Raw genomic sequence first — 23,146 nt, 5'->3', positions numbered from 1 at the left:
GGACGGGGCGGCCCGCCCTGGTGACGGCCCGTCGGCGACGGTCCGCCGCCCGGTCATGGTCCCAGCTCCGCCGACGAGGTGGGATGGGCGGGGTCGTCGGGGTCGTCGGGGTGGGCGGAGTCATCGGGGTGGGCGGCGCGGTCCGGTCGGCGTGCGGGGTCCCGCCGGTCGAGGCGGTGCGCCGCCCGCAGGCAGAACGCGCCGAGCACCGCGAACGCCAGCGCCACCGGGATCCGCAGCGGCCCGGGCAGGTGGAGCACCAGGAACCAGCTGCGTGCCGAGGGCGCGACCAGGGACAGCCCGAGCGCCACCAGGCCCTGCGGCGCGAGCAGCAGGATGCCGCCGACGGTGAGCACGCCGACCGCCGCCGACCGGCCGCGCGAGACCGCGGCCACCGCCGGGCCCGCGTCCTCCGGCCCCTCGGACGGCGTGGCCTCCGGGGTCCGGCGTAGCCCCTTGCGCAGCACGTCCAGCAGCTCCGGGCCGCGCTCCTCCAGCCGCCGCCCGGCGGCCCGGCCCAGCCCCCACGCGTACAGCGCACCGGCGAGCAGACCCGCCGGCACCCCCGCCCAGCGCAGCGGCCCGCTGGAGAGCAGCGTGCCGGCCAGCACCACCCCGGCCGCCGGCAGGGCGGCGAGCAGTTGCAGCCAGAACGCCGCCAGGCCCTGGGCGCGGACGTGTTCGGCGCTGTCGTCGGCGAGGTCGTCCAGGGGCCCGCCGCCGGGGCGGTCGGGGGACGGCGCGGCGGCGAGCACCGACATCAGCGGGATCAGCCCCGCCCCGGCCCCGAGGACCGCCGGCAGGACGGCGAACACCCACGGCAGCACGGCGCCCGGGGCCACCGGGAGCGCGGCGGCCGTCAGCAGCAGCGCCACCGGGGCGGTGACCAGCAGCCAGGCGGCCTGCCGGGCCCGGACGTCAGCCCGCTCCGTACCCGGCACCACCAGGGTCAGCCAGAGCGCGCCCGCGTCCAGGCCGTACAGGTTGACGCAGAACGCGCCGGCGAACAGCGCGGCGACCGCGCCCGCCCACGGCAACAGCACGGCGTAGCCGTCGAGCAGCGGGAGCAGCCCGGTGAACACGCCCGTCCAGAGCGCCGTCCGCAGGAACCGGGCCCGGCGGGGGTCGCGCCGCCAGAGCAGCAGTTCCTTGGCCAGGACCGCGCCCGCCGGGGTGTCGGGGACCAGCCGGTTCCGGGCCCGGGGGCGGGCGGCGGCCCGGTGGAGCATTCCCGTGCCGCCGCGCACCAGCTGCCGGGAGAGCAGCGCGGCCCAGGCCGCCAGGAGCAGCCCGCAGAGCGCGGCCAGTGCGCCGAGCGCGGCGGCGGCCGTCGGCCAGTCCGAGCGGCGGGCCGCGTCCACCGCGACCACCGCCCAGCCCGAGGGCAGCACCCGCACCGCGGTCGCCGCCCCGGCCGCCCAGTCGCCGGTTCCCAGCCGGACGAGGAAGCCGATCGCGAACCAGCCGGAGTTGAGACCGGCCATCACCAGCCCGACCAGCAGCGCGGCCAGCTCCCGGCCGAGGCGGAAGCGCAGCACGGCGCCCAGCGCCTGCGGGGTGAACTTCGCCAGCACCACCACGAGGAGGAGCTGGAGCAGCACGGCGGGCACCGCGACCAGCGCGGCCGCCGGCCCCTGGCGGGCGCCGTAGAGGAGCAGCCCGCCGAAGGCGACCAGCGCGAGCACCGGGGTGACGCCGACGAAGGCCGCGCCGAGCAGCCCCACGGCCAGGCCGCGCGGACGCATCGGCACCATGGCGAACCAGGCCGGCCGCAGGGTGGTGTCGCCGCCGGTGACCAGCGGCCCGAGCGCCCACCCCAGGCTCCACAGCAGCTGGGCCAGCGCGAGGACGCCGAACCCGGCCTCGGGGGTGGCGTAGTCGGCCAGGCCGAGCAGCGCGGTGCCGACCGCGCCCGCCCCGCCGCAGACCGCGGCGAGGACCAGCCCGGCGGCGCGCGGACCGGACATCGACCGCCGCAGGACGGTCACCTTCATACCGGTGAGCACGCCGATGGCGACACGTCCGCCGACCGCCGCCGGGACCGTCAGGACGCCAGCCACTCCAGGCCCTCCCGTCCCCCGGTCCGGGCGCCGACCAGCTCGACGAACACGTCCTCCAGCGCCCGGCCGCCCCGCACCTCCGCCAGCGGCCCGGCGGCCGCCACCCGGCCGTCGGCGATCACCGCTACGTGGTCGCAGAGGCTCTCGACCAGCGCCATCACATGGCTGGAGAGCACCACCGAGCCGCCCGCCGCGACGAACCGCCGCAGGATCGTCCGGACGGTCGCCGCCGACACCGGGTCGACCGCCTCGAACGGCTCGTCCAGCACCAGCAGCCAGGGCCCGTGCAGCAGCGCGGTGGCCAGGCCGATCTTCTTGCGCATCCCGGTGGAGTAGTCGATCACCGGTGTCCGGGCCGCATCGCCCAGCTCCAGCACGGTCAGCAGTTCCTCGCTCCGGGTGTCCACCGTCCGCCCGTCCAGGCCGTGCAGCCGGCCCAGGTACCGCAGCAGCTCCCGCCCGGTCAGCCGCTCCGGCAGCGCCAGGCCGTCGGGCAGCACGCCCACCAGCGCCTTGGCGCGCAGCGGATCGGCCCACACGTCGACACCGAACACCTCCGCCCGCCCGGCGTCCGGCCGCAGCAGCCCGACCGCCATCGACAGCGACGTCGTCTTGCCCGCCCCGTTCGGCCCGACCAGCCCGTAGAACGAGCCGCTCGGCACCGTGAGGTCGACCCCGTCCACCGCCCGGTGGGACCCGAACCGCTTGCGCAGCCCCACCAGCCGCAGCGCCGGCGCACCCTCGCCGTCCACCCGCACCGTTCCCCGCACCGCACCCTCCCGCCCGCACCCGGCCCACCCGCTCCGGGCGACCCACGACAACGCTAGGACGGACACGATCGGCGCGGAATCCACCCGCCTTCACACTTCGGGGTGGGCCCAGACCCACCCCCGACCTGCACCCACCACCGGCGCGCACCGCCGCCACGCACGCCGTCCGGGACCGGTCCGCCGACCCGGCCGGGCGCCCCGGTCGCGGCGCCGACCGGGACGCGCGGCGGCATCAGGAAGCGAGAAGCCCGGCCAACCACGCCGCCTCCGCCCGCACACGGGACGGGACCGAAGGACCCGTGAGCACGGCAAGCGCGGGAACCGCGATCCGGACGCCCCCCGGCGACCGCGCAGCCGACGACCACGGCGAGGGCGCCCGGAACCGGCCCGCCGACCCGGCCGGGCGCCCCGATCGCGGCGCCCGGCGGCATCAGGAGGCGAGGATCCCGGCCAGCCGCGCCGCCTCCGCCCGCACACGGCGCGGGGCCGTGGGAGCGGTGAGGAGGTCGAGGGCGGGAAGGGGAGTGCGGATGCCCTCGGCGGCCGCGCAGTCGGCGGCCAGGGTGAGGGCGTCCGGCAGGCCGCGGAGCGCCGGGTCGGGGGCGAGGTCGGTGAGCATCGCGGTGAGCACGGCGAAGACCGCCCGGCCCGCGCCGCTGCGGGCGGCGTCCCCGAGGACGGGCAGGGCCCGGTTCGGCTTGACGACGGACATCCGCCACAGCCCCGCGAGCCACTCCCCGAGCGCCTCCGGCCGGAGGCGGCCGCGTGCGGTCAGTGCCAGCAGGGCGTCCAGGGCCGCGGTGCGGTGCTCGGGCCGGGCGGCGGTCAGCCCGTAGGCGAGCAGGAGGTGGCCCACCGGGCCGGGCTCGGCCGGGAGTTCCGCGAGCCGGGGCAGCAGGGAGCTGGGGTCGCGCAGGCCCGGGTCGGCCGCCTGGAGCGCCAGTACGGGCAGGCCGTGCGCGGCGACCGCCTCCGGGTGCCAGGGCGCGGTCCAGGGCAGCTGGGCCAGCTGGCCGGCGGACATCCGGAACGCGGGCTTGAACCAGTCGGCCCCGGTGGGGTCGGGCAGCGCGTGGAGCAGCCCGGTGATGCCCTCGGACACGGCCGGGTCGGGGAAGAGCGGGGCGATGCGCGGGACGTCGCCGGGCGATCCGTCCGGGGCCTGGACGTGGAATCCCCGGGGCGCGGCCGGCGGTATGTCGGGCGGCAGGTCGCAGCCGAGCCCGGCGGCCGCGGCACGGGCGGCCGGCCGCCCGTGCGGCGGCACCCGCAGCAGCGCCTGGGCCAGATCGGCGGGCCAGGGGCGGGCGCCGGCCGCCCGGTGGGCCGCGAGCCGCTCGGTGAGCACGGCCGGATCGAGGGTGCCGTCGGCGGCGGTGGGGGTGGCGAGCAGCACCGGTACCGGCGCGTCGGCGACGCCGAGCGCCGCTTCCAGGACGCGCAGCGGGGGGATCAGGGCGGGGGCGCGCAGGGAGTCCCGCAGGGCGAGCAGTTCGGCCGTGAGCGCGGCGGACCGGTGCTCGCGGCCGGTCAGGGCTTCGAGCAGACGGCCCAGCGTGCCCCCGACGGTGCCGATGCCCACCAGGCTCACCGGATTCCCGGCGTGCGCCGAGGCGAGCGGGGCGAGCGCGTCGGCGAGGGCGGCCGCGTCCCGGTGGTGCTCGGCGACCAGCGCGGCCAGTACGACCTCGAACTCGCCGGGGTCGGGCGCCGCGTCGGCCAGCACCGCGGCCAGCCGCTCGGTGAGCTCGAACAGCCCGGCGGGTGCGGCCGGCAGCGCGGGCCGAACGGACTGGACCGGCTGATCGAGCCGCGCCGACGCGGCGGGCTCCGCCGTCGCGGGCGGGGCGCCCAGCAACCGGTGCGCGTCCGACCGCAGGGCCGGGCCGAGCCCGGTCGCGGCGGCGCGCACCACCTCCGCCACGGCCGGGTCGGCGGTGTCGGGCAGGTGGCGGGCGACGAGCCGCAGGGCGCGCTCCTGGACCGCGGGCGCCGGGTGGGCGAAGGCCTCGGCGAGGGCGGGCAGCAGCTCGTCGGCGCAGGCCGGGTCACGGCGCAGCGCCGCGTCGGCCCAGCTCAGCTGGGCGGTGGCGAGCGCCTTCTCCGGACGGGCCAGGACGCCGGCCGTCAGCTCGCTGAACAGCTCCGCCGACAGCCGGGCGTCCAGGGTCCGCAGGGCCGCCTGGGCGGCCTTCGCGGCGGTCGGCGCACCGTCGGCGGCCAGCCGGACGTGGTCGCGGGCCCGGGCGGCCACCTCCTCGGCGTCGGGGGCCAGTTCGGTGTACAGCCGGAGGAAGCCGCGCAGGTTGCCGGGCCGGTCGCCGCGCAGCAGCCGGCCGAGGCAGAGGTCCAGCAGCTCGGCGCGGTCGAGCAGCCCCTCGCCCGCCAGCGCGGCGAGCGCCTTGGGCCACTCGTTGTCCGGGCCGAAGCGGGCGGCGTACGGGTCGGTGAACTCGGAGCCGACGTCCGGGACTTCGAACAGCCGGCGGACGAACTCGGCGAGCCTGGGCTCGGCGCGCAGCCAGGAGCGCAGCGTGTCGTGGTGCGGGACCGGCGCGCGCAGCCCCTGGTCGGCGAACCACTCGCCGGTCTCGCGGTGGTCGTAGCGCATCAGGGAGCCCTCGCGGACCCAGCCGGTCAGATAGCCGTCGGTGGCGGGGACCTCGGCGCCGGACCAGACGGCGAGGCCGTGGGCGATCACCCAGCGGAAGCGGTCGCCGTCCGCGGGCAGCCATTCGGCGAGCCGGACCGCGAGTTCGCGCTGGAACGCGGCGTCGCGGTGCGGCACGAGCAGGGCCGTCAGCAGGGTGCGGGGGTCGGCGTTGGTGGAGCCGCCGCCGGGCAGCGGCCAGGTGAAGGAGAGCAGCCGGCGCGCGGTGAGCCAGTCCAGCGCCTCCGCCGGGGTGGCCGCGGAGAAGATCCCGGCGAACTGCAGCGCGGCGAGCCGGTCGTACGCGGCGGAGTAGCGCCGCATGTCGCCCGAGGAGAGTTCGCGCCGCAGCTCGGCACGGAGCTTGCGCAGCGGGGTCCGCAGATGGCGCAGCTCGGCGGCGGGGACCGGCGCGAGCCGGTCGATCATCGCCTGCGGCACCCGGGCGTCGATCAGCTCCCGCACTTCGTCCCAGCTGATCGTCCCGCTCGTGGGATCGGTCATGACGCCCCTCCTCCGCCCGCTCCGGTTGTTGATCGTGAAGCTAGCGGACGCCACCGACAGGCGCGGGACCCGGGGGAACGGCGCAGGTCCCGGCCGTCCGCGTGTCCGAATGTGACAGGGAGGCGTCATTGCCGCCCCCGGCGCGCGGCACCGAGGATGGGCGCATGCCCACTGATCACCGGGTCGTCATCGCGGTCTTCCCCGAGGTCGACCTCCTCGACGTCACCGGCCCCGCCGAGGTGTTCGCGCTCGCCAACCGGGAGACCGGTGGCCGGGCCGGCTACCGGGTCCGGCTCGCCGGGCCGAGCGCCGGGGCCGTGCGGACCTCGGCGGGGGTGCGGCTCCTCGCCGACCTCGCCTTCGAGGAGGTCGGCGCGGACGTGGACACGCTGCTGGTCCCGGGCGCGGTCGAGTCGACCGAGGACGGCCCGGTGGCCCGGGTCGACGAGGCGGTCGTGGCCTGGGTGCGGGAGACCGCTCCGCACGCGCGCCGGGTGGCGTCGGTCTGCGTGGGCGCGCACGTCCTGGCGGCGGCCGGGCTGCTGGACGGGCGGACGGCCACCACGCACTGGTCGACGGCCGCTCAGCTGGCCGCCGAGTACCCGGGCGTCACGGTGGACCCGGACCCGATCTTCGTGCGGACCGACCGCGGCCGGCTGTGGACCGGGGCCGGGATCAGCGCCTGCCTGGACCTCGCGCTGGCCCTGGTCGCCGAGGACCAGGGCGAGCGGACGGCCCTGGCGGTGGCCCGGCAGCTGGTGATGTACCTCAAGCGCCAGGGCGGGCAGAGCCAGTTCTCCGTCCCGCTCAGCCACCCGGCCGCCGAGCGCCACGAGATCGACGAGCTGCTGCGCTGGATCGCCGACCACCTGGACGGCGACCTCTCCACCCCGGCGCTGGCTGCCCGGATGTGCCTGAGCGAGCGGCACTTCGCGCGCGTCTTCAAGCAGGAGACGGGCACCGGTCCGGCCGGCTACGTCGAGGCGGCCCGGGTCGAGGCGGCCCGGCGCCTGCTGGAGACCACCGACCGGCCGCTCGACCAGGTCGCGGCCGCCGCGGGCCTCGGCTCCGCGGAGACCCTGCACCGGGCGTTCCGCCGCCGCCTCGCCACCACCCCCGCCGCCTACCGCCGGCGCTTCCGCACCGCGGCGGGCTGACGGCCCCACTCCCCTTCCCCGCTCCGAAAGGCGTCACCCATGACCAGCCTGTCCCCCGCCCTGCCGCTGCGCGCCGTGATCGGTCTGGACGACCGGCTGCCCCGGCTCGCCGAGTCCGCCCTGATCATGATCGACTTCCAGAACACCTACCGCACCGGCGTGATGGCCCTGGACGGCGCCGAGCCGGCCCTCACCGCCGCCGCCGGGCTGCTGCGGCGCGCCCGGGCGGCGGGCACTCCGGTCGTCCACGTCGTCAACGACGGCGGCGAGGGCACCCCGTACGACATCCGCGCGCGGATCGGCGCGATCAGCGAGGAGGTCGCGCCCGTCGACGGCGAGCCGGTGGTCGTCAAGACCTTCCCGGACGCCTTCCACGCCACCGATCTCGTCACGGTCCTCACCCGCCTCGGCTTCGCCCCGGGCGGCGGCCGGGATCTCGTGCTGGTGGGCTTCATGACCCACATGTGCGTCGCCTTCACGGCCCAGGGCGCCTTCCGCCTCGGCTACCGGCCCACCGTCGTCGCCTCGGCCACCGCCACCCGCCCGCTCGCCGCGCCGGACGGCACCGTGCTCCCGGCCGCCGCGCTCCAGGCGGCCGCCCTCACCACCGTCACCGACCTGTTCGGCCTCGTCGCGCCGACGCCCGGGGCCCTGCCCGCCTGAGGGTGAGTCGGGCCGGGTCCGGCCCGGTTCGGTCCGACCGGGGGCCGTCACACCGGCCGGAGCAGCGCGGCGAACTGGGGCAGCGCCAGGAGCAGCAGGACCGTCCCCGCCTCGATCCAGCGGTACTTGGCGCGGATGATCGCACTGGTCGCGACCAGCGAGGCGAGCATCGGGCCGGCCGGGTCGCGCCCGATGCGCTCGAAGGCCCGGCCCAGCCGTCCGCGACCGGTCTCCGGCCCGATGTGCTCGAAGTAGCCGGGGCCCATCGCGCCGTCCCCGCGCCCCTTGCGGTGGCGCGGGGCGATGGCGGAGAGGAAGCAGCCGACGGCGCACAGGGCGCTGAGCACCGCGGTCCACCACAGCAGGCGGGTGTCCCAGCCGTGCAGGGCGGCCCCGGTGCCGTCCTTGCGGCTGAGCGGGACGAAGGCGCCGAGGGCCGCCCCGGCGAAGCCGAGCAGGACGGCGGCCTTGGTGTCGGCCCTGGTCAGCTCCGCGCTGTTGGCGGCCAGCAGCCGCTCCATGGCCGCCACCGCGCGCGGGGTCGGCGGGCCCGCGGCGCCCGGGACGCCCGGGGTGATCGGCCCGGGTATCGCGCTCACCGCCGGTTGCCGTTCTTGTCGCCATGGACCGTGTCGCCCTTGCCGCCCTCGACGTAGTCGCCGCCGACCGAGCCGATGTTCCTGACGGTCCTGCCCTGGAGGACGGTTCCGGAGACGCGGCCGCGCACGACGTTGGTGATGTGCTGCCCGTCCCGCACGGTGCCGGTGTTCGGATCGCCCCGGTCGGCCTGCTGCGAGCCCTCGGTCTGCGCGGGCGCCGCGGGCCGGTCCTCGCCGGCGGCGCGCTCCGCCGCCTCCTGCCGCCCGTCCCCCTGCCCCGGCAGGCCCCCCGACGGCGCGGGCACGAACAGCCAGGCCCGCTGCTCGAAGGGCTTGCCCTCGACGGTGGCCGACACCTCGGTGAAGAGGTCGGGGTGCCGGCCGGTGTAGCCGCCGGCCACCGCGTCCTGGTAGCAGCGGTCGGAGAGGATCGCGGCGACGTGGGTCACGCTCGCCCTGGACGTGGCCAGCGCGTCCTTGACCGGCTGCGAGTCGAGCAGCCGGTGGGTGTCGTTGCGCGCCGTGCCGTTGCCGTCGAAGTCGCGCCCCCGGTCCGGCAGCGGCCCGATGTTGAGGCCGACCCGTAGCCGCAGGCCGACCGCCCCCGACGCGTGCAGGTTGAACTCCTCCAGCGTCTCCTGGAGGGTGCGCAGCCAGGGGTGGATCACGAACGGCATCCACTCCGGGTCGCAGCCGAAGACGTACCCGTCGCCGGTCGAGGCGGGGAACCGGCGGTCGTCCCAGACCTCGGCCAGGTCGGCCCGGACGAAGGACCGCTCCAGCAGGTCCGGGATCGCCCGGCTGATCTCGCCGTGCTCGATGGCCGGGTGGGCGGTGAAGCCCTTGGCGTCGACCGCGACGATCCCCCGGTACGGGGGGAGCCGCCGGCTGCGGCTGTAGGGATGCGCCGTCGCCGTGGGCAGGCGGTCGGCGTCGGACTGGGGACGGCCGGAGTCGGGCATCGGGTCTCCTCGGGTGCTCGGTGCGGGAAATCGCCTTCCCAAGCTTCCCGAGGACCGCCGTCCCCGTGTGCCCGCCCGGTGCGGAACACCCGTGACGGCCGTCACGCGAACTGACGTCCGGTCAGCGGCGGGGCGCCCCTTCGGCCGTTCCCGCGGCGGCGTTCCGCAGGGCGGCCAGGTCCCCGACGGTGATGCGCCTGCGCCCGCACGCGACGCGCAGCGGCTCCAGCTCGGCGAGACCGGCGGTGACGGTGTTCCGGGAGACGCCGAGGTACTGGGCCAGGTCGTCGCGGGTCAGCGCGAGGACGACGCCCGAACGCGCCGCGCCACGCGCCCCGCCGCCCGGACCGCCACCCGGACCGCCGCCGGGCGCGTCGGCGTCGGCGGAGAGCTCGGCCAGCACCACCAGGGCGCCCGCCAGCCGGGCCACCACGTCCCCGCCGCCGCGGGCGACGTCCGACTCCCGGAGCCGGCCGAGGGCGTAGCGGACCATCACGGGGTACAGGCCGTGGTCGGCGACGAACCGCAGGAACGGCGCCCGGGGGACCACCGCCACCGAGCAGTCGACTATGGCCTGCACGCTCGCCGAGCGCACCCCGTCGTCCAGTACCGCCACCTCGCCCAGCAGCTCGCCGGGGCCGCGGAAGGCGAGCAGGGTCAGATCGCCGTCCGGTTCCCGGCGGACCACCTTGGCGACCCCGCCGAGCAGGGCGAGCACATGGGTGCCGGCCTCGCCCTGGTGCAGCAGGGTGTCGCCGATCGGGTGCCGGCGCACGTGCGCGCCGTCGAGCAGGGCGGACCAGCGCGCCTCCCCCATGAGGTGACGCAGCGTCCGTTCCGACGGGTCCGGCGTCGCACCGGCCTGAGCGCTCATGCACCGACCTTAGGGCCACCGGCCGCGCGTACGCCGCCGCCCGCCCCCGTCAGGCCGCCCTGTCAGGCCCGGCGGCGGCGGGCGGCGAGGACGGTGTGCACGAGGACGCCGACGACCAGGAAGAGGACGCCCTGGTAGACGGCCGCGTACCCGGCGCCGGCGACCAGCCAGGCGGAGAAGGCGAAGGCCCCGAGGGCGAGCACGAGGTCGCGGGTGAGGCGGGCCGGGGCGACACGGTCGCGGTCTCCGCTCAGCAGCCAGCGCAGCTGGGCGGCGCTGGAGAGGAGGTAGGGCACGGTCGCGGTGAAGGTGGTGACCAGCACCAGGGTGTCGAAGGCGGCCTTCGCGCCGGAGGCGAAGTCGAGGACGGTGAGCAGCGAGGCGAGCGTGACGCCGGTCAGGACGCCGACGACGGGCACGCCGCGGCGCTCGGTGGCGAAGACGGCCGGGAACAGGCCGTCCTTGGCGGCGGCGTAGGGGGCCTGGGCGGAGAGCAGGGTCCAGCCGTTGAGCGCGCCGGTCATCGAGACGAGGGCGGCGACGGCGACGGCGGTGCCGCCCCAGGAGCCGCCGAAGACCGCGTTCACCGAGTCGGAGAACGGCGCGGTGGAGTGGATCAGCCGCTCGTGGGCGACGGTGCCGAACACGGCGAGCGTGCCGAGCAGGTAGACGACGGCGGCGCCCGCGGTGCCGAGCACGCTGGCCCGGCCGACGTTGCGCTCCGGGTCGCGGACCTGGCCGGCGCTCATCGCGGCCGACTCCACCCCGAGGTAGCTGAAGAGCAGGATCGCGGCGGCGGCCGTCATTCCGCCGAGCCAGCCGTCACCGGTCGCGTCGAAGGGACCGAGGTTCGCCGGGTCGAAGGAGCCGAGACCGGCCACCGCGACGACCGCCAGCGGGATGAACTTCAGGATCGTGGCCACGAGTTGGACGGCTCCGACGTACCGGGTACCGGCCAGGTTGGCGAGCGCGGGCAGCCACTGGACGGCCAGCGCGCAGCCGAGGGCGAGCCCGGTGGAGCGGCCGACGGCCGGCCACAGGACGTCGAGGTACCCGACGGCGGCGACGGCGAGGGCGGCGTTGCTGACCCAGGTGGTGATCCAGTAGGACCAGGCGGCCAGGAAGCCGGCGAAGTCGCCGAAGGCTTCGCGGGCGTAGACGTAGGGCCCACCGGTGCGCGGGTCGCGGCGCGCGAGCCGCCCGAAGACCAGGGCCAGCGCGATCGCGCCGACGGTCAGCACGGCGAAGGCGAGCAGGCTGACCGTCCCGTACGGGGCCACCGCGGCGGGGATCATGAAGATGCCGCCGCCGATGATGTTACCCATGACCAGGGCGGTCGCGGTCGGCAGGCCGAACCGGCGGACGGCGGAGCGGGGCGCCGACGGCGGCGACGGGGGCGGGGAGGACGGCGCCGGGGACGGCGACGCCGGGGGTGCCTGCCGGGTCGCGGCCGGGCTGGTCTGCATGAGGGTGTGGTGCCTTTCCTGCGTCCTGCGCGCTCGGTGGAGCGGAGGCCCATGCTCACGCAGGCGGCACCTTGTACCAAATCGGCGGGATTTGTCCTCCGGACCGGCCCGCCCGCCGGAAAACCTCCGGTCGCGCGTCGAGCGGACGGGCACTCGTCCCGCACCCGACGGCGGGGGTGCCGGGCGCCGGACAGGCGGCCCCGGCACCCCCGGCGGGCGTCACTCGGCGACGAAGGTGTTCCCGCTCCACTCGAAGACGTCCAGCGGGACGCCCTCGTGCTCCTCCGTCCGGCCGGTGCGCCGGAAGTGCTCGTACCGGTTGCCGGTGAGGACCTTGACGACGCTCTCACCGGCGCCGACCTCGCGTACGCGCGCGAAGTCGGCGCCGGCCGCGCCGCCTTCGAGCAGGATGTTCGCCTTCGGCTCCGTCATGGTGCTACCTCCCGGGGGATGGCTTCGCCAGCGCTCCTGACCTGGGCCCCGAACCCTACGCAGCGGCCCGCCGCCGGATAACCCCTCGCCGGGCGCTTCCCGGGTCGGCCAGGGGGGTCCGGATTCATCCCGCGGCGTCCGGTCGGGGGCGAACCGGACGATCGGCGCGCCGGTCGACCGGGGGCTCGCGACCGGCGCGCACCCGGGCGGTCCGCCACCGCTACGGCGCCGGGCGCGCACCACGCCCGCACGGCGCACGACAGCGAACACCGGCGGGCGGACGGGTCCCGCGCGCCCGGCGGAACGGCCCGCCGGAGGGGCGGTCACGTGCGCATCGGCGTCCCGGGCCCGCTCGAACTGCGGGACACGGCGGCCCGGCCCGCCGGGGTCGGCGGCCGGCGGCTGCGGCCCCCGCTCATCCGGCTCGCGATCGACGGCGGCCGCACCGTCACCGCCGGCCGGCTCCCGGTACCGGTCCGGCACGACGAAGGCCCGTCCGGTCCGGGTGCCCGGGGAGTGATCCCGGGCGCCCTGCCGGACGGGCCGGTGGCCGGACGGGCCGGTGGCCGGACGGGCCGGTGGCCGTACCCGCCCCAGCCGTCTCCGTCAGCCCGCGCTGTGCCGCAGGACCTCCAGGACCTCGCCGGCGATCGCGGCCTCGTTCTGCTCGAAGACCGGCCCGGTGAGCTGGTCCGTCTGCTCCGGCAGGCCGGTGAGCACGGGGGTGTGCAGATGGCCGCCGGGCAGCTGCGGGGCGAGCTCCAGGCGCAGCCGGTTGGTGCGGTAGGCGACCTCGTTGGAGAGGTAGCCCCCGCCGCCGCCGGCGACCGCGCGCGAGCCGGGGGTCGGGCCGTCCGCCCGGTCGACCGGGGCGCTCGCCCCGGCGGGGATCTCGGTGACGGTGGTGTTCAGCTTGACCGGGTAGGGCTGCTGAACGGCCGTCATCGGCCCGGTGGGCAGGCTGGTGGCGATGAACTCGGCGCCGGGGCCGAGCCCGGGGGCGGTGACGGGGTGGTCGCGGGTGCCGCCGGAGAGCGCGCCGGCGTTGTCCGGGTAGGGGTCGGCGGAGCGGGACCGGCCGGCCCAGGCCTCCAGGGTGAACAGCCCGGGGTAGCCCTGACTGATGGTGGTGATGAGGTCGGCGGAGCGGTGGCCGCGGGCGAGCCGCGGGCCGAAGGCGCGTTCGACGATGCCGCGGTCGAAGTCGCCGTAGCGGACCGGGAACACCACCGCCTGGATCTCGGCCGGCGTGCCGTCGGCGAGGGTGATCCGCCGTCCGTCCAGTTGCAGCACCGCCGATCCCGAGGGGTTGGCGCGGCGCGGCTCGGCGTCCAGGCCGAAGGGGTCGAACCCGCTCACGAAGATCCGGCGCACGCCGTGGCGGGCGCCGAAGGCGCTGTCGGACAGCCCGCGCGAGGCGTCCTCGAAGCGCTGCCGCAGGGCCGCCGTGTCGATGTCGAAGTCCGGCTGCCAGCGGGCGAGTTGGATGGTCATGGCGACCCTGGTCCAGTACACCGGGCGGTCGTCGCCGGCCGGCAGGTCCCCGCCGGGGCGGCGGCCCTGGGCGCGGTCGACGCCGGCCCGCCAGAGCGCCTCGCCCCAGGCGTCGACGATCCGGCCGGCCGCGGCGGCGCCGCGCGCGGAGCAGAGCGCGGCCGGGAAGCGGCGGACGAAGTCGCCGAAGCCCCCGCGCTCGGTCAGCGCGGCCGTCCGCGGGTCGGCGGTGCGCGCCTGCTCGCGGTCGAGCGGCGCGGAGTCGACGGTCCGACAGGACGGGCGGGCCGGCTGCGCTGTGGCCGCGGTGGCGGGGAGGACGGTGGCGGCGAGAGCGCCGATGAGGGTCGCGGTGAGGGCGACCCGGCGCCGGGCGGTCGTCATGGCGTGGACACTACAGCCGGGCCCCGGGCCTTCACCAGAGTGCCTCGCCACCGCCACGGACGGTGATCACCAACGCCGCCGGCCTCCGGAGATCCCCAGCACGACGGGCACCGGCTCCCCTGGCGTGTCACGCCCCGTAGCGGTTTACTGGGAGTGAGCAGGGCAGGAGACGGAGGCCCGGCGATGGAATGTCCCCACCCATCCGGATTCCACGCTGAGGTCCGCGCACAGTACGCGGCCGCCGGCGCCGAAACGGCCCGGCTGCTGCGCTCGATGTCCGAGGACCTCTGGACAGCGCCCACCCCGTGCCGCGACTGGGATGTGCGCACACTGGTGAACCATGTGGCGGCCCAGCACCTGTGGGTCTGCCAGGCGGTCGCCGGCTACACCCCGGAGCAGATCGGCCACCGCTTCGAGGGCGACGTGCTCGGCCGCAACCCGCTGGGCGTGTGGTCGATGGCGGTGCGCAGCGCGCAGCGCGCGCTCAACCGCCCCGGCGCCCCCGACTTCCTGGTGCACCTGCCGTACGGCCTGCGCGACGCCGGCGGGTACGCCCGGGAGCTGACCGCCGAAACCGTCGTGCACGGCTGGGACCTCTCCCGGGCGCTGGGCGAGTGCGGCCGGATGCCGCCGGGCGCCGCCCGGTACGCGCTCGCCGAGTTCCGCGGCTACCGCGACCTGGCGGGCACCGGCCGCTTCGACCCGCCGCGCACGCCGCCGCCGGGCGCCGACACCGAGGACCTGCTGCTGGCCCTCACCGGCCGCGATCCGGCCTGGTCCGCCGACCGGATCTGACCGGCGCCCGGCCCGCGGACCGCCGGGCCGGGCCGGCGGGCGTCCACGAGACCGGACGCCCACTCCGCGGCACTCCACGGCCCGGCCCTCAGACGCCCCGACATCCCTCGGAGACCCGCGCGCTCCGCCGCTCCGGGCGAACGGATCGCCGAGAAGGCGCCGGAGCGGCCGATCGCGCCGGTCCCCCTCCTAGGCTCGCGGCGCACGGGCAGGCCGTCGCGGTCACGCTCGCCGGACCCGTGCTGCTCGGACCGTGTGTCGTCGGCGAAAGAAGAGCGAGGAAGAGATGGGTACACCCAGCGAGCCTTTCGGGACCGTTGTCAGCGAGATCGGAGTCAACATCCGGGAGTTCCCCAGCACCGACTCCTCCATCGTCGGCTCCCTCCCCTTCGGCACCAAGGTCGGCCTGCGGTCGAAGGTGAGGGCGCAGAACATCGACGGCAACGACATCTGGTACCTGCTGCGCGACCGCAACGCATGGGTCGCGGCCCGGCACGTCGACAACACCGGCGTCGTGAAGTTCGCCAAGGACGTGGCGGGGGCCTCGGGGGTGGCGGCGGAGCAGGGGGCCCAGGGCTAGCCGGGCCGCGGGCGTCGGGGCGGTGCTCCCCACCGCCCCGACGCCGCCGGCCCGGCTCCCCGCTGTCCGGGCCCACGGCGCCTCCGGCTGATGCCGGCAGGCGCCGTCCGCCTGCCGGGGCACGGTTGACGTCCGATTCTCGCCAGCCCAACACCCCGTCCGCTTGGTGGACTTCGGGCATCGATCACCCATCGTGCCCGGACAGGAACACCGCCATGCTCGACACCGCCCAGCCCACCGCACGACCCCGGCCCCGGCCCCGGAGCGGCGGGTGGCCCGCCGTCCTCGCCGTCACCGCGGGCGTCTTCGCCATCGTCACCACCGAGATCCTGCCCGTCGGCCTGCTCACCCCGATCGGCGCGGACTTCCGGATCTCCGACGGCACCGCCGGGCTGATGATGACCCTGCCCGGCCTGGTCGCCGCCGTGGCCGCGCCGGCCGTCACCGTGGCGACCCGCCGCGCCGACCGCCGCACGATGCTCTGCGCCCTGCTGCTGCTCCTGGCCCTCGCCGACCTGCTGAACGCCTTCGCCCCCGCCTACGGGGCGGTGCTGGTCGCCCGGGTGGCCCTCGGCCTGGTCATCGGCGCCTTCTGGTCGATCGGCTCGGGGCTCGCCCCGCGCCTGGTCCCGCCGCACCGGCAGGCGCTCGCCAACACCGTGATCTTCACCGCCGTCCCGCTCGGCTCCGTACTGGGCGTCCCGGCCGGGGTGCTGCTCGGCTCGCTCGCGGGCTGGCGCGCGGCCTTCGCGGCGATGGGCGTGCTCACCCTGCTGGTCCTGGCCGCGCTCCTGGCCTTCCTGCCGCCGCTGGCACCACCGGCCACCACCACCGGCCTCGGCGTCCTGCGCGGGCTGCTCACCGGCCGGGCCACCCGGGCCGGCCTCGCGGTGACCTTCCTGATCGTCCTCGCACACTTCGGCGGCTACACCTACGTCACGCCGTTCCTGGCCGAGGTCACCCACGCCGGACCGGGCCTGATCGGCGGCCTGCTGCTCGCCTACGGCGCCGCCGGACTGCTCGGCAACCTGCTCGCCGGCCGGCACGCCGCCCGCGCCCTGCGCCCGGTGTTCACCGCGGCGGCCGCCCTGCTGGCCGCCGCCACCCTCCTGCTGCCCCTGCTCGGCACCACCGGCCCCGGCGCGACCGCGCTGCTGCTGCTCTGGGGCGCGGCCTACGGCGCCGTCCCGGTCTGCTCGCTCAGCTGGTTCCTCGCCGCCGCCCCGCACGCCCCCGAGGCCGCGGGCGTGCTGTTCACCGCCTCCTTCCAGGCCACCATCGGGATCGCCGCCCTGCTCGGCGGCGCCGTCGTCGACCGCACCACCCCCACCACGGTGCTCCTGCTGGCCGGTGCCACCGCCCTGCTCGCCGCCGTCACCGCCCTGCTGACCGCCCCCGCCGCTACGACCTCGCGATGAGCACGCCCGTGGGCAGCAGGGTCAGCCCGGCGCTCAGCGGCCAGTACACCCACCCGCCGAAGGCCCGGCCCGCCCGCCCGGCCCGGCCCCGGACGCCCTCGTTCGCCAGCCACCACAGCGCCGCGCAGGCCAGCACCACCGGTCCGCACAGCACCAGCCAGGGCAGCGGCCCGTCGTTCTCGGTCGGCTCCCCCACCGTCCATCCCAGTGCCTTCAGCGGCCAGTTGACGGCGAAGTACCACAGCAGCCAGATCGGCACCACGGCCGGAACCCCGAGCAGCAGGTTCACGGCCGCGGCGGCCGGTGAGTACGTTCGCATCCGGCCAGTATCCCCGGGCCCCGACCGGGGCGTCGGCCGGGGCGTCGGCCGGGGCCCGGAGGCGGCACCCCCGTGGCCGCCCCCGGGCCCGGACGGCGTCCCACGGCCCGGGCTACCGGCTCCCGGAGGCCGGCGGGCGGCGGTCGCTCCACGGGACGGCGAGTTCCAGGGTGCGGGCCACCTGGAGGAGGAGGTCCTCCCGCCACGGCGCGGCAACGAGCTGGACACCGACCGGCAGACCGGTGGCCCCGTCGTGGTGGAGCGGCAGCGAGACCGCCGGCTGCCCGGTCACGTTGAACAGGGAGGTGAAGACCCCCATCGGGTAGCTGTTCCGCAGCGCCATCAGCGGGTCCTCGTCGGTGCCCGCCCGCCAGGCGCCGATCCGCGGCGGCAGGCACGCCATGGTGGGCGTGACCAGCAGGTCGAAGCCGGCGGTGAAGCCCTCGACGACGCGCCGCGACAGCCGCTGGGCCGCGAGCACCCCCTCGGCGTAGGCCCAGGAGTCGACCGACCGCGCCGCGTCGCGCAGGGCGCGGTTGTGCGGCTCGATCCGCTCCGGGTCGGCGAGCGGGACCCCGGCGCCGCCGATGTTCCACATCGTCGTGAACGCCGCCACCAGCTCGTCGGTCCGGGGCAGCGGCAGGCGGGTGTCGACGATGTGGTGGCCGGCCGCTTCGAGCGTGCGCAGGGCCAGGGCGACGGCCGCCGCGCACGCCGGGTCCACCGCCACCCCCTCGACCGGGGAGTCCAGCAGCACGCCGATCCGCAGCCCGGCGGGCGGGTCCGCCCACATCGCGTCGGCGAAGGAGCCGGCCGGGGACGGCGGCGACCACCAGGCACCCGGGTCGTGTCGGGCGAGCACGTCCAGGACGGCCGCGGTGTCGGCCACCGAACGGGTCACCACCCCGCTGGAGCCGAGCCCCTCCACGGCCACGGTCGCGTCGGTCACCCGCCCGCGCGTGGGCTTCAGGCCGACCAGGCCGGTGCACGAGGCGGGGATGCGGATCGAGCCGCCGCCGTCCTCGGCGTGCGCGACGGGCGCCATCCCGGCGGCGACCGCGACGCCCGCGCCGCTCGACGAGCCGCCCGGCGTCCGGTCCGGGTCCCACGGGTTGCGCGAGATGCCGAGCGCCTCGCTCTCGGTGAACGGCAGCGTGCCGAACTCGGAGGTGGTGGTCTTGCCGAGCAGCACGAACCCCGCGGCCACGAACCGCCGGACCACCGGGTCCGAGGCCGCGGCCCGCTCCCGGGAGGCGCCGGCCGAGCCGTGGGTGGTGGGCCAGCCGAAGACGTCCCGGAGGTCCTTGACCGGCAGCGGGACGCCGAAGAACGGCGGAAGGTCGTCGGCGGACCCGGCCCGCGCCACCGCGTCGGCCGCGGCGGCCGCGGCCCTGCGGACGGCGTCGTCGTCGCGGTGGCAGAAGGCGTTCAGCCCGGGGTCCAGCGCGTCCATCCGCGCGAGGTAGTGGTCGGCCGCCTCGACCGGGCTCACCTCCTTGTGGCGGATGGCGGCGGCGAGTTCGACGGCGGACCCGAAGGGGTCGATCGGCGGGTGCGGCAGAGGCGGGTGCGGCACGGGCGGACGGGTCACGGGCGAGTGGGTCACGGGCGAGTGGGTCACGGGCGAGTGGCTCACGAGCGGTCCTTTCCGGTCCCCGGGCTTCCTGCCCGGGGCCACCAGGTTCGCCGCCCCCGGGGCCGCCGGTCTTGGACGAATGTCCCGTAGCCTGGCGGCATGCGACCCGTCGAGACGCTCCCCGCCGCCGGGGCACTGTGGGACATCACAACTCCCGTGCGCCCCGGCCGGATCGGAGGCGTCGACATGGCGGGATTCCGTGCCCGCAGCGCCGGCCCGCTCGACCTGGAGGTGGTCCCCTACCCGGCCGTCACCGTGGCCGTCGACCTCGGGGACGCCCCGCTCGCCGTCGGCGGCGCCGACGGCGGCCCCCAGGAGACCGGCAGCGTCGTCGTCGGACTCGCGCCGCACGGCCTGCGCGGGCGCGGACGGGACATCGAGTGCCTCCAGATCCGGCTGTCGCCGGTGGTCGCGCACGCCGTCCTGGGACCCGCCGCGGACCTGGGCACGGCGATCGTCCGCCTCGACGACCTGTGGGGCCGCGACGCCGACCGCATCCAGGAGCGGCTGCGGGCCGCCGCTTCCTGGGCCGACCGGTTCGCGATCGCCGAGGCCGCGCTCGCCCGACGCCACCGGGACGGGCCCGCCGTCGATCCCGAAGTCGCCTTCGTCTGGCGGCGGTTGGTGACCCACCGGGGCGGTGTCCGGATCGAGGGGCTGGCATCCGAGGCGGGCTGGAGCCGCAAACGCCTCTGGTCGCGCTTCCGGAACCAGATCGGCCTGACACCCAAGCACGCGGCCCGGCTGGTCCGCTTCGACCACGCGGCCCACCGCCTCGCCGCCGGCCACCGCCCCGCCCTGGTCGCGGCCGAGGCCGGCTACGCCGACCAGTCCCACCTGCACCGGGAGGTGCTCGCCTTCGCCGGGGCGACGCCGACCGCCGTCGCGGCCGCCCCCTGGCTCACCGTCGACGACGACGCCTGGGCCGCCCCGGGCTACCTGACGTCGGCCTGACGCCCCACCGGGCCGCCCCGGCTGTCGGAGCCCTCTGGCACGATGCCGCCATGCGCACCACCCGCCCCGACCACCACCCCGACGACACCCCGGCCCCGCCCGGGCTGAGCGGAGACTTCGAGGTGCACCTCACCGTGCGACCGGGTGACGCCGAGGCGCTCACCGCCTGGGCCGCCGACCACGGCCTGAAGTCCACCCACATCCTGCTGGCCCGCGGCGCCGCGCCCTCGCAGCCGATGCTCACCCTGCGCACCGCCGGGCCGCTGGACGAGGTCGCCGCGACGGCCGCCCGGACGGCGCGGCGGCTGACCGGGGCCGGGTTCGCCGTCCTGCGCACCAAGATCGAGGCCGCGCCGTGGGCCGACGGCGTCCCGGCCGAGGACGCGGACGCCGCCGCGCACGGGCCGGCCCGCTACTTCGAACACCACGTCAAACTGCTGCTTCCCGGGCCCGCCCCGGCGTCCGGCCTCGCCGACCTCGCCGTCCGGCACGGCGCCCATCTGTCGCACAACCCCCGCCGGGTGCGCGAGGACGGCCACCGCGAGTGGTTCGTCACCCAGCGGTGCCGCCGGGTCGGCCTGGCCACCGCCGGCCGGCGCTTGGAGGCACTGCTCGCAGAACTCGCCGCCGACGGTCACCGGATCGCCTCCGTGGAGCGCGAGTTCGTCGCCGTGGACAGCGACGAGGCGCTGGACGCCGGCTGGTTGACCGAGAACGACCGCACCACCGAAGGAGAAACCCGATGACCAAGGAGCAGCCCCTCGACTGGGAGGGCCTGGAGCACGGCCCGTGGCAGGGCCTCTCGCTGCCCGGCCGGCCCCCGTCGGAGGACGTCCGGGAGGAGCGGGACCTGCCCCGGTCCATCCTGCCGATCGACGCCGAGGGGGTGCGCCAGCAACCGGTCTTCGACCCCGCGCTCGCCGGCTACGCCCGGGCCCTGCGGCCGAGCGAACCCGTCTTCGGCGACCCGCTGCTCGCCGAGCGCTGGCTGACCGCCCGGCGCGAGGCGCTGGCCACCGTGCTGTCCGCCGTCGCCGCCTCGCCCTGGGCCGAGCACCTCGTCCTGCGCGGCAGCGTCCTGCTGCGCGCCTGGTTCGGCGAACAGGCCCGGGAGCCGGGCGACCTGGACTTCGTGGTGCGGCCGGTGGACTGGCTGCTGGAGGACGAGCGGACCGGCCGGATGCTCACCGGGCTGGCCGCCGACGCCGAAGCGCTCTCCGGCACGGTCCGGCTGCACGCCGACCGGGCCGTCGACGACGACATCTGGACGTACGGCCGGGTCCCCGGACGCCGGCTGGTGCTGCCGTGGACGGCCCCGGGCGTGCCCGGCGGCACCGTCCAGCTGGACTTCGTCTTCACCGAGCGCCTGCCCGCCGAGCCGCGGCCCTGCGAGCTGCCCGGGGTCGCCGGCCCGCTGCTCGCCGCGACGCCGGAGCTCTCGCTCGCCTGGAAGATCCTCTGGCTGGTCTCCGACGCCCACCCGCAGGGCAAGGACCTCTACGACGCGGTGCTGCTCGCGCGCACCACCGAGCTCTCATACCCCCTGCTGCGCGAGGTGTTCACCCTCGCCGAGGAGCACCACGCCCGGTGGCCGCTGCTCCCCGCCCAGATCGCCGAACTCGACGCCGACTGGGAGGAGTTCACCAAGGACTACGCCGACTTCGCCGAGCCGGTCGAGGAGTACCCGGCCGAACTGCTGGCCGGCCTCTCCGGGACCTTCGCCGGGCGCGGCGAGTACGCGCTGAAGGCGATCTGGCTCGCACCGGTGATCGAGGAGCTGCGCGAGGTCCTGGCGCGCGAGGGCATGCCCGCGGTCCAGCGGTGGACGACCCGGCACCACATGCCCCCGTCCATCGCCCTGGTGGTCCTCTGCGAACTGCTGGACGGCGACCTCGCCGCCGCCCGCCGCCTCCTCGGGGACCACGGCCACCCGAACCGGCACCTCAACGGCCTGGCGGAGGCCGCCGACCGCTTCGCCGCCGAGCTGGGGCGCGGGTAGCCGCTCAGCGGCGCGGCAGGGGCAGCACCTCGACGGTGGCGCCGGCCGGGGCGCCGCCCGGCGGGACGACGGCGAGCGCGTCGGCGAAGGCCAGGCCGCGGAGCCATGGCCGCCGCCCTCTTCACCACTACCCGCCTCCGCCGCACCGTCCCCGCCTGACGGGCCCCGGCCCCGGCGCCTCACCTTGAGCCGCCACGCCGAAGTGGCCCCACCGGACGGATCTCCGGTGGGGCCACTGTGGTGGGGCGGGGGCCGGCTATCGGCCCTGACCGTTCACCGTTCACCGGTCACGCGGCCTCGGCCGAGTAGCCGAAGTAGTGGAAGTGGTCGAGGTGGTCGATGTAGTCGAAGGACTCGGGACGCGCCGACTTGTGACCGTGGTGCGGCGGCGACCACTCCTCCTCGACGGTGATGCAGAGCTCGACGGGCGGGCTCTGAACGGGTCGGCAGTCCGGGTCCAGGGCGTTGGCCGTCGCGCGGTTGCTGACGTGGCCCACCTCGGCGTCGTGCTCGGTGACCACGTAGGCGCCGGTGCAGGTCGTGCTCTGCCCCGGAGCGAGGGTCGTCTCGGCGCACGTGATGTCCGAGACCCGGTCGTCGTCGATGGCCAGGTCGGTCAGCGTACTCGTACCGGTGTTGGTGACCGTGTAGGTGTAGGTGATCGTGTCACCCACGTGGACCGGACCGGGCAGATCGGCCTGCTTGGTCAGCGACAGGCTCGACGTGACACCCGCCACCGGCACGGTGGCCTGCGCCTGAGGGCTCGTCACGGGCCGACCCTGCGGGTCGAGCGCGTTGGCCGTGGCGTGGTTCGTCACGCTGCCGCCCGCCGCGTCCGCGCCGGTCACCACGTAGCTGCCGGTGCAGGTGGTGCTCTGCCCGGCGGCCAGCGTCGTCGCCCCACACGTGATCGGCGTGACCTTGTCGTCCGTCACCGTCAGGTTGTGCAACGCAGCCGTACCCGTATTCGTCACCGCGTACGTGTAGGTGACCGTGTCCCCCACATGGACCGGACCCGGGGTACTCGCCTGCTTCGCCAGCGACAGACCCGCCACCGACGCGACCGACACCGTCTCCTGCGCCGGCGGACTCACCACCGACCCACCCTCCGGGTCGAGCGCACTCGCCGTCGCCACATTGATGATCTGCCCCACAACGGCATCCGCCGCAGTCACCACGTAACTCCCGCTGCACGTCGTACTCTGCCCAGCAGCCAGACTCATCGTCGAGCACACGATCGGCGCAACCCGATCATCCGTCACCGTCAGGTTGTGCAACGCAGCCGTACCCGTATTCGTCACCGTGTACGTGTAGGTGACCGTGTCCCCCACGTTCACCGGACCCGGGGTACTCGCCTGCTTCGCCAGCGACAGACCCGCCACCGACGCGACCGACACCGTCTCCTGCGCCGGCGGACTCACCACCGACCC

At 76.6% G+C, this 23,146-nt stretch carries 20 protein-coding genes and 1 pseudogene; 8 read left to right on the top strand and 13 right to left on the bottom strand.

Going from position 1 to position 23,146, the window contains the following annotated elements:
- Positions 1–53 precede the first annotated feature (53 nt).
- From ACFVFS_RS19795 to ACFVFS_RS19785, 3 genes are all read right to left on the bottom strand, one after another.
- Positions 54–2,060, bottom strand: a complete 2,007-nt coding sequence (locus ACFVFS_RS19795; RefSeq protein WP_380625858.1) for a hypothetical protein — start codon at positions 2,058–2,060, stop codon at positions 54–56.
- Complete coding sequence (locus tag ACFVFS_RS19790; RefSeq protein WP_380625856.1) at positions 2,045–2,830, bottom strand: ABC transporter ATP-binding protein; 786 nt, start codon at positions 2,828–2,830, stop codon at positions 2,045–2,047. The genes ACFVFS_RS19795 and ACFVFS_RS19790 overlap by 16 nt, the downstream gene beginning before the upstream one ends.
- Before the next feature lie 430 nt (positions 2,831–3,260).
- The gene (locus ACFVFS_RS19785) at positions 3,261–5,984 is read right to left on the bottom strand and encodes a DUF6493 family protein (protein ID WP_380625854.1); all 2,724 of its coding nucleotides are present in this window, start codon (positions 5,982–5,984) and stop codon (positions 3,261–3,263) included.
- 164 nt (positions 5,985–6,148) lie between these two features.
- Here ACFVFS_RS19785 and ACFVFS_RS19780 point away from each other — a divergent pair, with 164 nt between their 5' ends.
- Positions 6,149–7,141 carry a GlxA family transcriptional regulator gene (locus ACFVFS_RS19780; RefSeq protein WP_380625852.1) on the top strand — a complete coding sequence of 331 codons (993 nt, stop codon included), beginning with the start codon at positions 6,149–6,151 and terminating at the stop codon, positions 7,139–7,141.
- Between the two features lie 39 nt (positions 7,142–7,180).
- Positions 7,181–7,804 (top strand): cysteine hydrolase family protein, encoded by a 624-nt coding sequence (locus ACFVFS_RS19775; RefSeq protein ID WP_380625850.1) that lies wholly within the window; start codon positions 7,181–7,183, stop codon positions 7,802–7,804.
- A 47-nt stretch (positions 7,805–7,851) separates the two neighbouring features.
- Here ACFVFS_RS19775 and ACFVFS_RS19770 read toward each other — a convergent pair whose 3' ends face one another.
- The 6 genes from ACFVFS_RS19770 to ACFVFS_RS19745 all read right to left on the bottom strand — a co-directional run bounded on the left by ACFVFS_RS19770 (position 7,852) and on the right by ACFVFS_RS19745 (position 14,015).
- The gene (locus ACFVFS_RS19770; protein WP_380625848.1) at positions 7,852–8,403 is read right to left on the bottom strand and encodes a Pycsar system effector family protein; all 552 of its coding nucleotides are present in this window, start codon (positions 8,401–8,403) and stop codon (positions 7,852–7,854) included.
- Entirely contained in the window at positions 8,400–9,365 is a 966-nt protein-coding gene (locus ACFVFS_RS19765; protein WP_380625846.1) for a hypothetical protein, read from the bottom strand. The genes ACFVFS_RS19770 and ACFVFS_RS19765 overlap by 4 nt, the downstream gene beginning before the upstream one ends.
- 121 nt (positions 9,366–9,486) lie before the next feature.
- Positions 9,487–10,239 (bottom strand): Crp/Fnr family transcriptional regulator, encoded by a 753-nt coding sequence (locus ACFVFS_RS19760; protein ID WP_380625844.1) that lies wholly within the window; start codon positions 10,237–10,239, stop codon positions 9,487–9,489.
- A gap of 62 nt (positions 10,240–10,301) precedes the next feature.
- Positions 10,302–11,705 carry an amino acid permease gene (locus ACFVFS_RS19755; protein WP_380625842.1) on the bottom strand — a complete coding sequence of 468 codons (1,404 nt, stop codon included), beginning with the start codon at positions 11,703–11,705 and terminating at the stop codon, positions 10,302–10,304.
- Between the two features lie 219 nt (positions 11,706–11,924).
- Complete coding sequence (locus tag ACFVFS_RS19750; RefSeq protein WP_376084517.1) at positions 11,925–12,137, bottom strand: DUF5988 family protein; 213 nt, start codon at positions 12,135–12,137, stop codon at positions 11,925–11,927.
- Positions 12,138–12,743: 606 nt separating this feature from the next.
- The gene (locus tag ACFVFS_RS19745) at positions 12,744–14,015 is read right to left on the bottom strand and encodes a pyroglutamyl peptidase (RefSeq protein ID WP_380625840.1); all 1,272 of its coding nucleotides are present in this window, start codon (positions 14,013–14,015) and stop codon (positions 12,744–12,746) included.
- A gap of 183 nt (positions 14,016–14,198) precedes the next feature.
- On the opposite strand from ACFVFS_RS19745, the gene ACFVFS_RS19740 reads away from it, so the two are divergent.
- The 3 genes from ACFVFS_RS19740 (at position 14,199) to ACFVFS_RS19730 (ending at position 16,808) form a co-directional block, all read left to right on the top strand.
- On the top strand, positions 14,199–14,810 hold the full coding sequence (locus ACFVFS_RS19740) for a TIGR03086 family metal-binding protein (protein WP_380625838.1): 612 nt from the start codon (positions 14,199–14,201) through the stop codon (positions 14,808–14,810).
- Between the two features lie 286 nt (positions 14,811–15,096).
- Positions 15,097–15,390 (top strand): SH3 domain-containing protein, encoded by a 294-nt coding sequence (locus ACFVFS_RS19735; protein ID WP_380625836.1) that lies wholly within the window; start codon positions 15,097–15,099, stop codon positions 15,388–15,390.
- A gap of 215 nt (positions 15,391–15,605) precedes the next feature.
- A complete protein-coding gene (locus ACFVFS_RS19730; protein WP_380625834.1) occupies positions 15,606–16,808 on the top strand; it encodes an MFS transporter in 1,203 nt (400 codons plus the stop codon).
- On the opposite strand, the gene ACFVFS_RS19725 is transcribed toward ACFVFS_RS19730, so the two are convergent.
- Both ACFVFS_RS19725 and ACFVFS_RS19720 read right to left on the bottom strand, forming a co-directional pair.
- Positions 16,792–17,127, bottom strand: coding sequence for a hypothetical protein (locus ACFVFS_RS19725; RefSeq protein ID WP_380625832.1), 336 nt, complete (start codon positions 17,125–17,127; stop codon positions 16,792–16,794). The genes ACFVFS_RS19730 and ACFVFS_RS19725 overlap by 17 nt on opposite strands.
- Before the next feature lie 112 nt (positions 17,128–17,239).
- Entirely contained in the window at positions 17,240–18,703 is a 1,464-nt protein-coding gene (locus ACFVFS_RS19720; RefSeq protein WP_380625830.1) for an amidase, read from the bottom strand.
- A gap of 159 nt (positions 18,704–18,862) precedes the next feature.
- Here ACFVFS_RS19720 and ACFVFS_RS19715 point away from each other — a divergent pair, with 159 nt between their 5' ends.
- Genes ACFVFS_RS19715 through ACFVFS_RS19705 form a run of 3 tightly spaced genes read left to right on the top strand, consistent with a single transcriptional unit; the run spans position 18,863 to position 21,716 of the window.
- On the top strand, positions 18,863–19,717 hold the full coding sequence (locus ACFVFS_RS19715) for a helix-turn-helix domain-containing protein (RefSeq protein WP_380625829.1): 855 nt from the start codon (positions 18,863–18,865) through the stop codon (positions 19,715–19,717).
- 50 nt (positions 19,718–19,767) lie between these two features.
- The gene (locus ACFVFS_RS19710) at positions 19,768–20,463 is read left to right on the top strand and encodes a hypothetical protein (RefSeq protein ID WP_380625828.1); all 696 of its coding nucleotides are present in this window, start codon (positions 19,768–19,770) and stop codon (positions 20,461–20,463) included.
- Complete coding sequence (locus tag ACFVFS_RS19705) at positions 20,460–21,716, top strand: nucleotidyl transferase AbiEii/AbiGii toxin family protein (RefSeq protein WP_380625827.1); 1,257 nt, start codon at positions 20,460–20,462, stop codon at positions 21,714–21,716. Before ACFVFS_RS19710 ends, ACFVFS_RS19705 begins: the two co-directional genes overlap by 4 nt.
- Before the next feature lie 4 nt (positions 21,717–21,720).
- Here the strand turns inward: ACFVFS_RS19705 and ACFVFS_RS19700 are convergent, their stop codons facing one another.
- Entirely contained in the window at positions 21,721–21,810 is a 90-nt protein-coding gene (locus ACFVFS_RS19700) for a hypothetical protein (protein WP_380625898.1), read from the bottom strand.
- Between the two features lie 193 nt (positions 21,811–22,003).
- A pseudogene (locus tag ACFVFS_RS19695) lies at positions 22,004–23,146 on the bottom strand (hypothetical protein); the annotation flags it as partial.

It is taken from the genome of Kitasatospora sp. NPDC057692 (assembly GCF_042799475.1).
Taxonomy (GTDB): Bacteria; Actinomycetota; Actinomycetes; order Streptomycetales; family Streptomycetaceae; genus Kitasatospora.
This window is presented reverse-complemented; position numbering and strand designations above follow the sequence as displayed.

What these genes read in the sequence shown, in the direction of transcription:
- ACFVFS_RS19745 (WP_380625840.1), bottom strand. Translation starts at nt 14,015, where the DNA reads ATGACGACCGCCCGGCGCCGGGTCGCCCTCACCGCGACCCTCATCGGC.
- ACFVFS_RS19735 (WP_380625836.1), top strand. Translation starts at nt 15,097, where the DNA reads ATGGGTACACCCAGCGAGCCTTTCGGGACCGTTGTCAGCGAGATCGGA.
- ACFVFS_RS19765 (WP_380625846.1), bottom strand. Translation starts at nt 9,365, where the DNA reads ATGCCCGACTCCGGCCGTCCCCAGTCCGACGCCGACCGCCTGCCCACG.
- ACFVFS_RS19780 (WP_380625852.1), top strand. Translation starts at nt 6,149, where the DNA reads ATGCCCACTGATCACCGGGTCGTCATCGCGGTCTTCCCCGAGGTCGAC.
- ACFVFS_RS19715 (WP_380625829.1), top strand. Translation starts at nt 18,863, where the DNA reads ATGCGACCCGTCGAGACGCTCCCCGCCGCCGGGGCACTGTGGGACATC.
- ACFVFS_RS19725 (WP_380625832.1), bottom strand. Translation starts at nt 17,127, where the DNA reads ATGCGAACGTACTCACCGGCCGCCGCGGCCGTGAACCTGCTGCTCGGG.
- ACFVFS_RS19705 (WP_380625827.1), top strand. Translation starts at nt 20,460, where the DNA reads ATGACCAAGGAGCAGCCCCTCGACTGGGAGGGCCTGGAGCACGGCCCG.
- ACFVFS_RS19785 (WP_380625854.1), bottom strand. Translation starts at nt 5,984, where the DNA reads ATGACCGATCCCACGAGCGGGACGATCAGCTGGGACGAAGTGCGGGAG.
- ACFVFS_RS19775 (WP_380625850.1), top strand. Translation starts at nt 7,181, where the DNA reads ATGACCAGCCTGTCCCCCGCCCTGCCGCTGCGCGCCGTGATCGGTCTG.
- ACFVFS_RS19755 (WP_380625842.1), bottom strand. Translation starts at nt 11,705, where the DNA reads ATGCAGACCAGCCCGGCCGCGACCCGGCAGGCACCCCCGGCGTCGCCG.
- ACFVFS_RS19740 (WP_380625838.1), top strand. Translation starts at nt 14,199, where the DNA reads ATGGAATGTCCCCACCCATCCGGATTCCACGCTGAGGTCCGCGCACAG.
- ACFVFS_RS19730 (WP_380625834.1), top strand. Translation starts at nt 15,606, where the DNA reads ATGCTCGACACCGCCCAGCCCACCGCACGACCCCGGCCCCGGCCCCGG.
- ACFVFS_RS19750 (WP_376084517.1), bottom strand. Translation starts at nt 12,137, where the DNA reads ATGACGGAGCCGAAGGCGAACATCCTGCTCGAAGGCGGCGCGGCCGGC.
- ACFVFS_RS19710 (WP_380625828.1), top strand. Translation starts at nt 19,768, where the DNA reads ATGCGCACCACCCGCCCCGACCACCACCCCGACGACACCCCGGCCCCG.
- ACFVFS_RS19760 (WP_380625844.1), bottom strand. Translation starts at nt 10,239, where the DNA reads ATGAGCGCTCAGGCCGGTGCGACGCCGGACCCGTCGGAACGGACGCTG.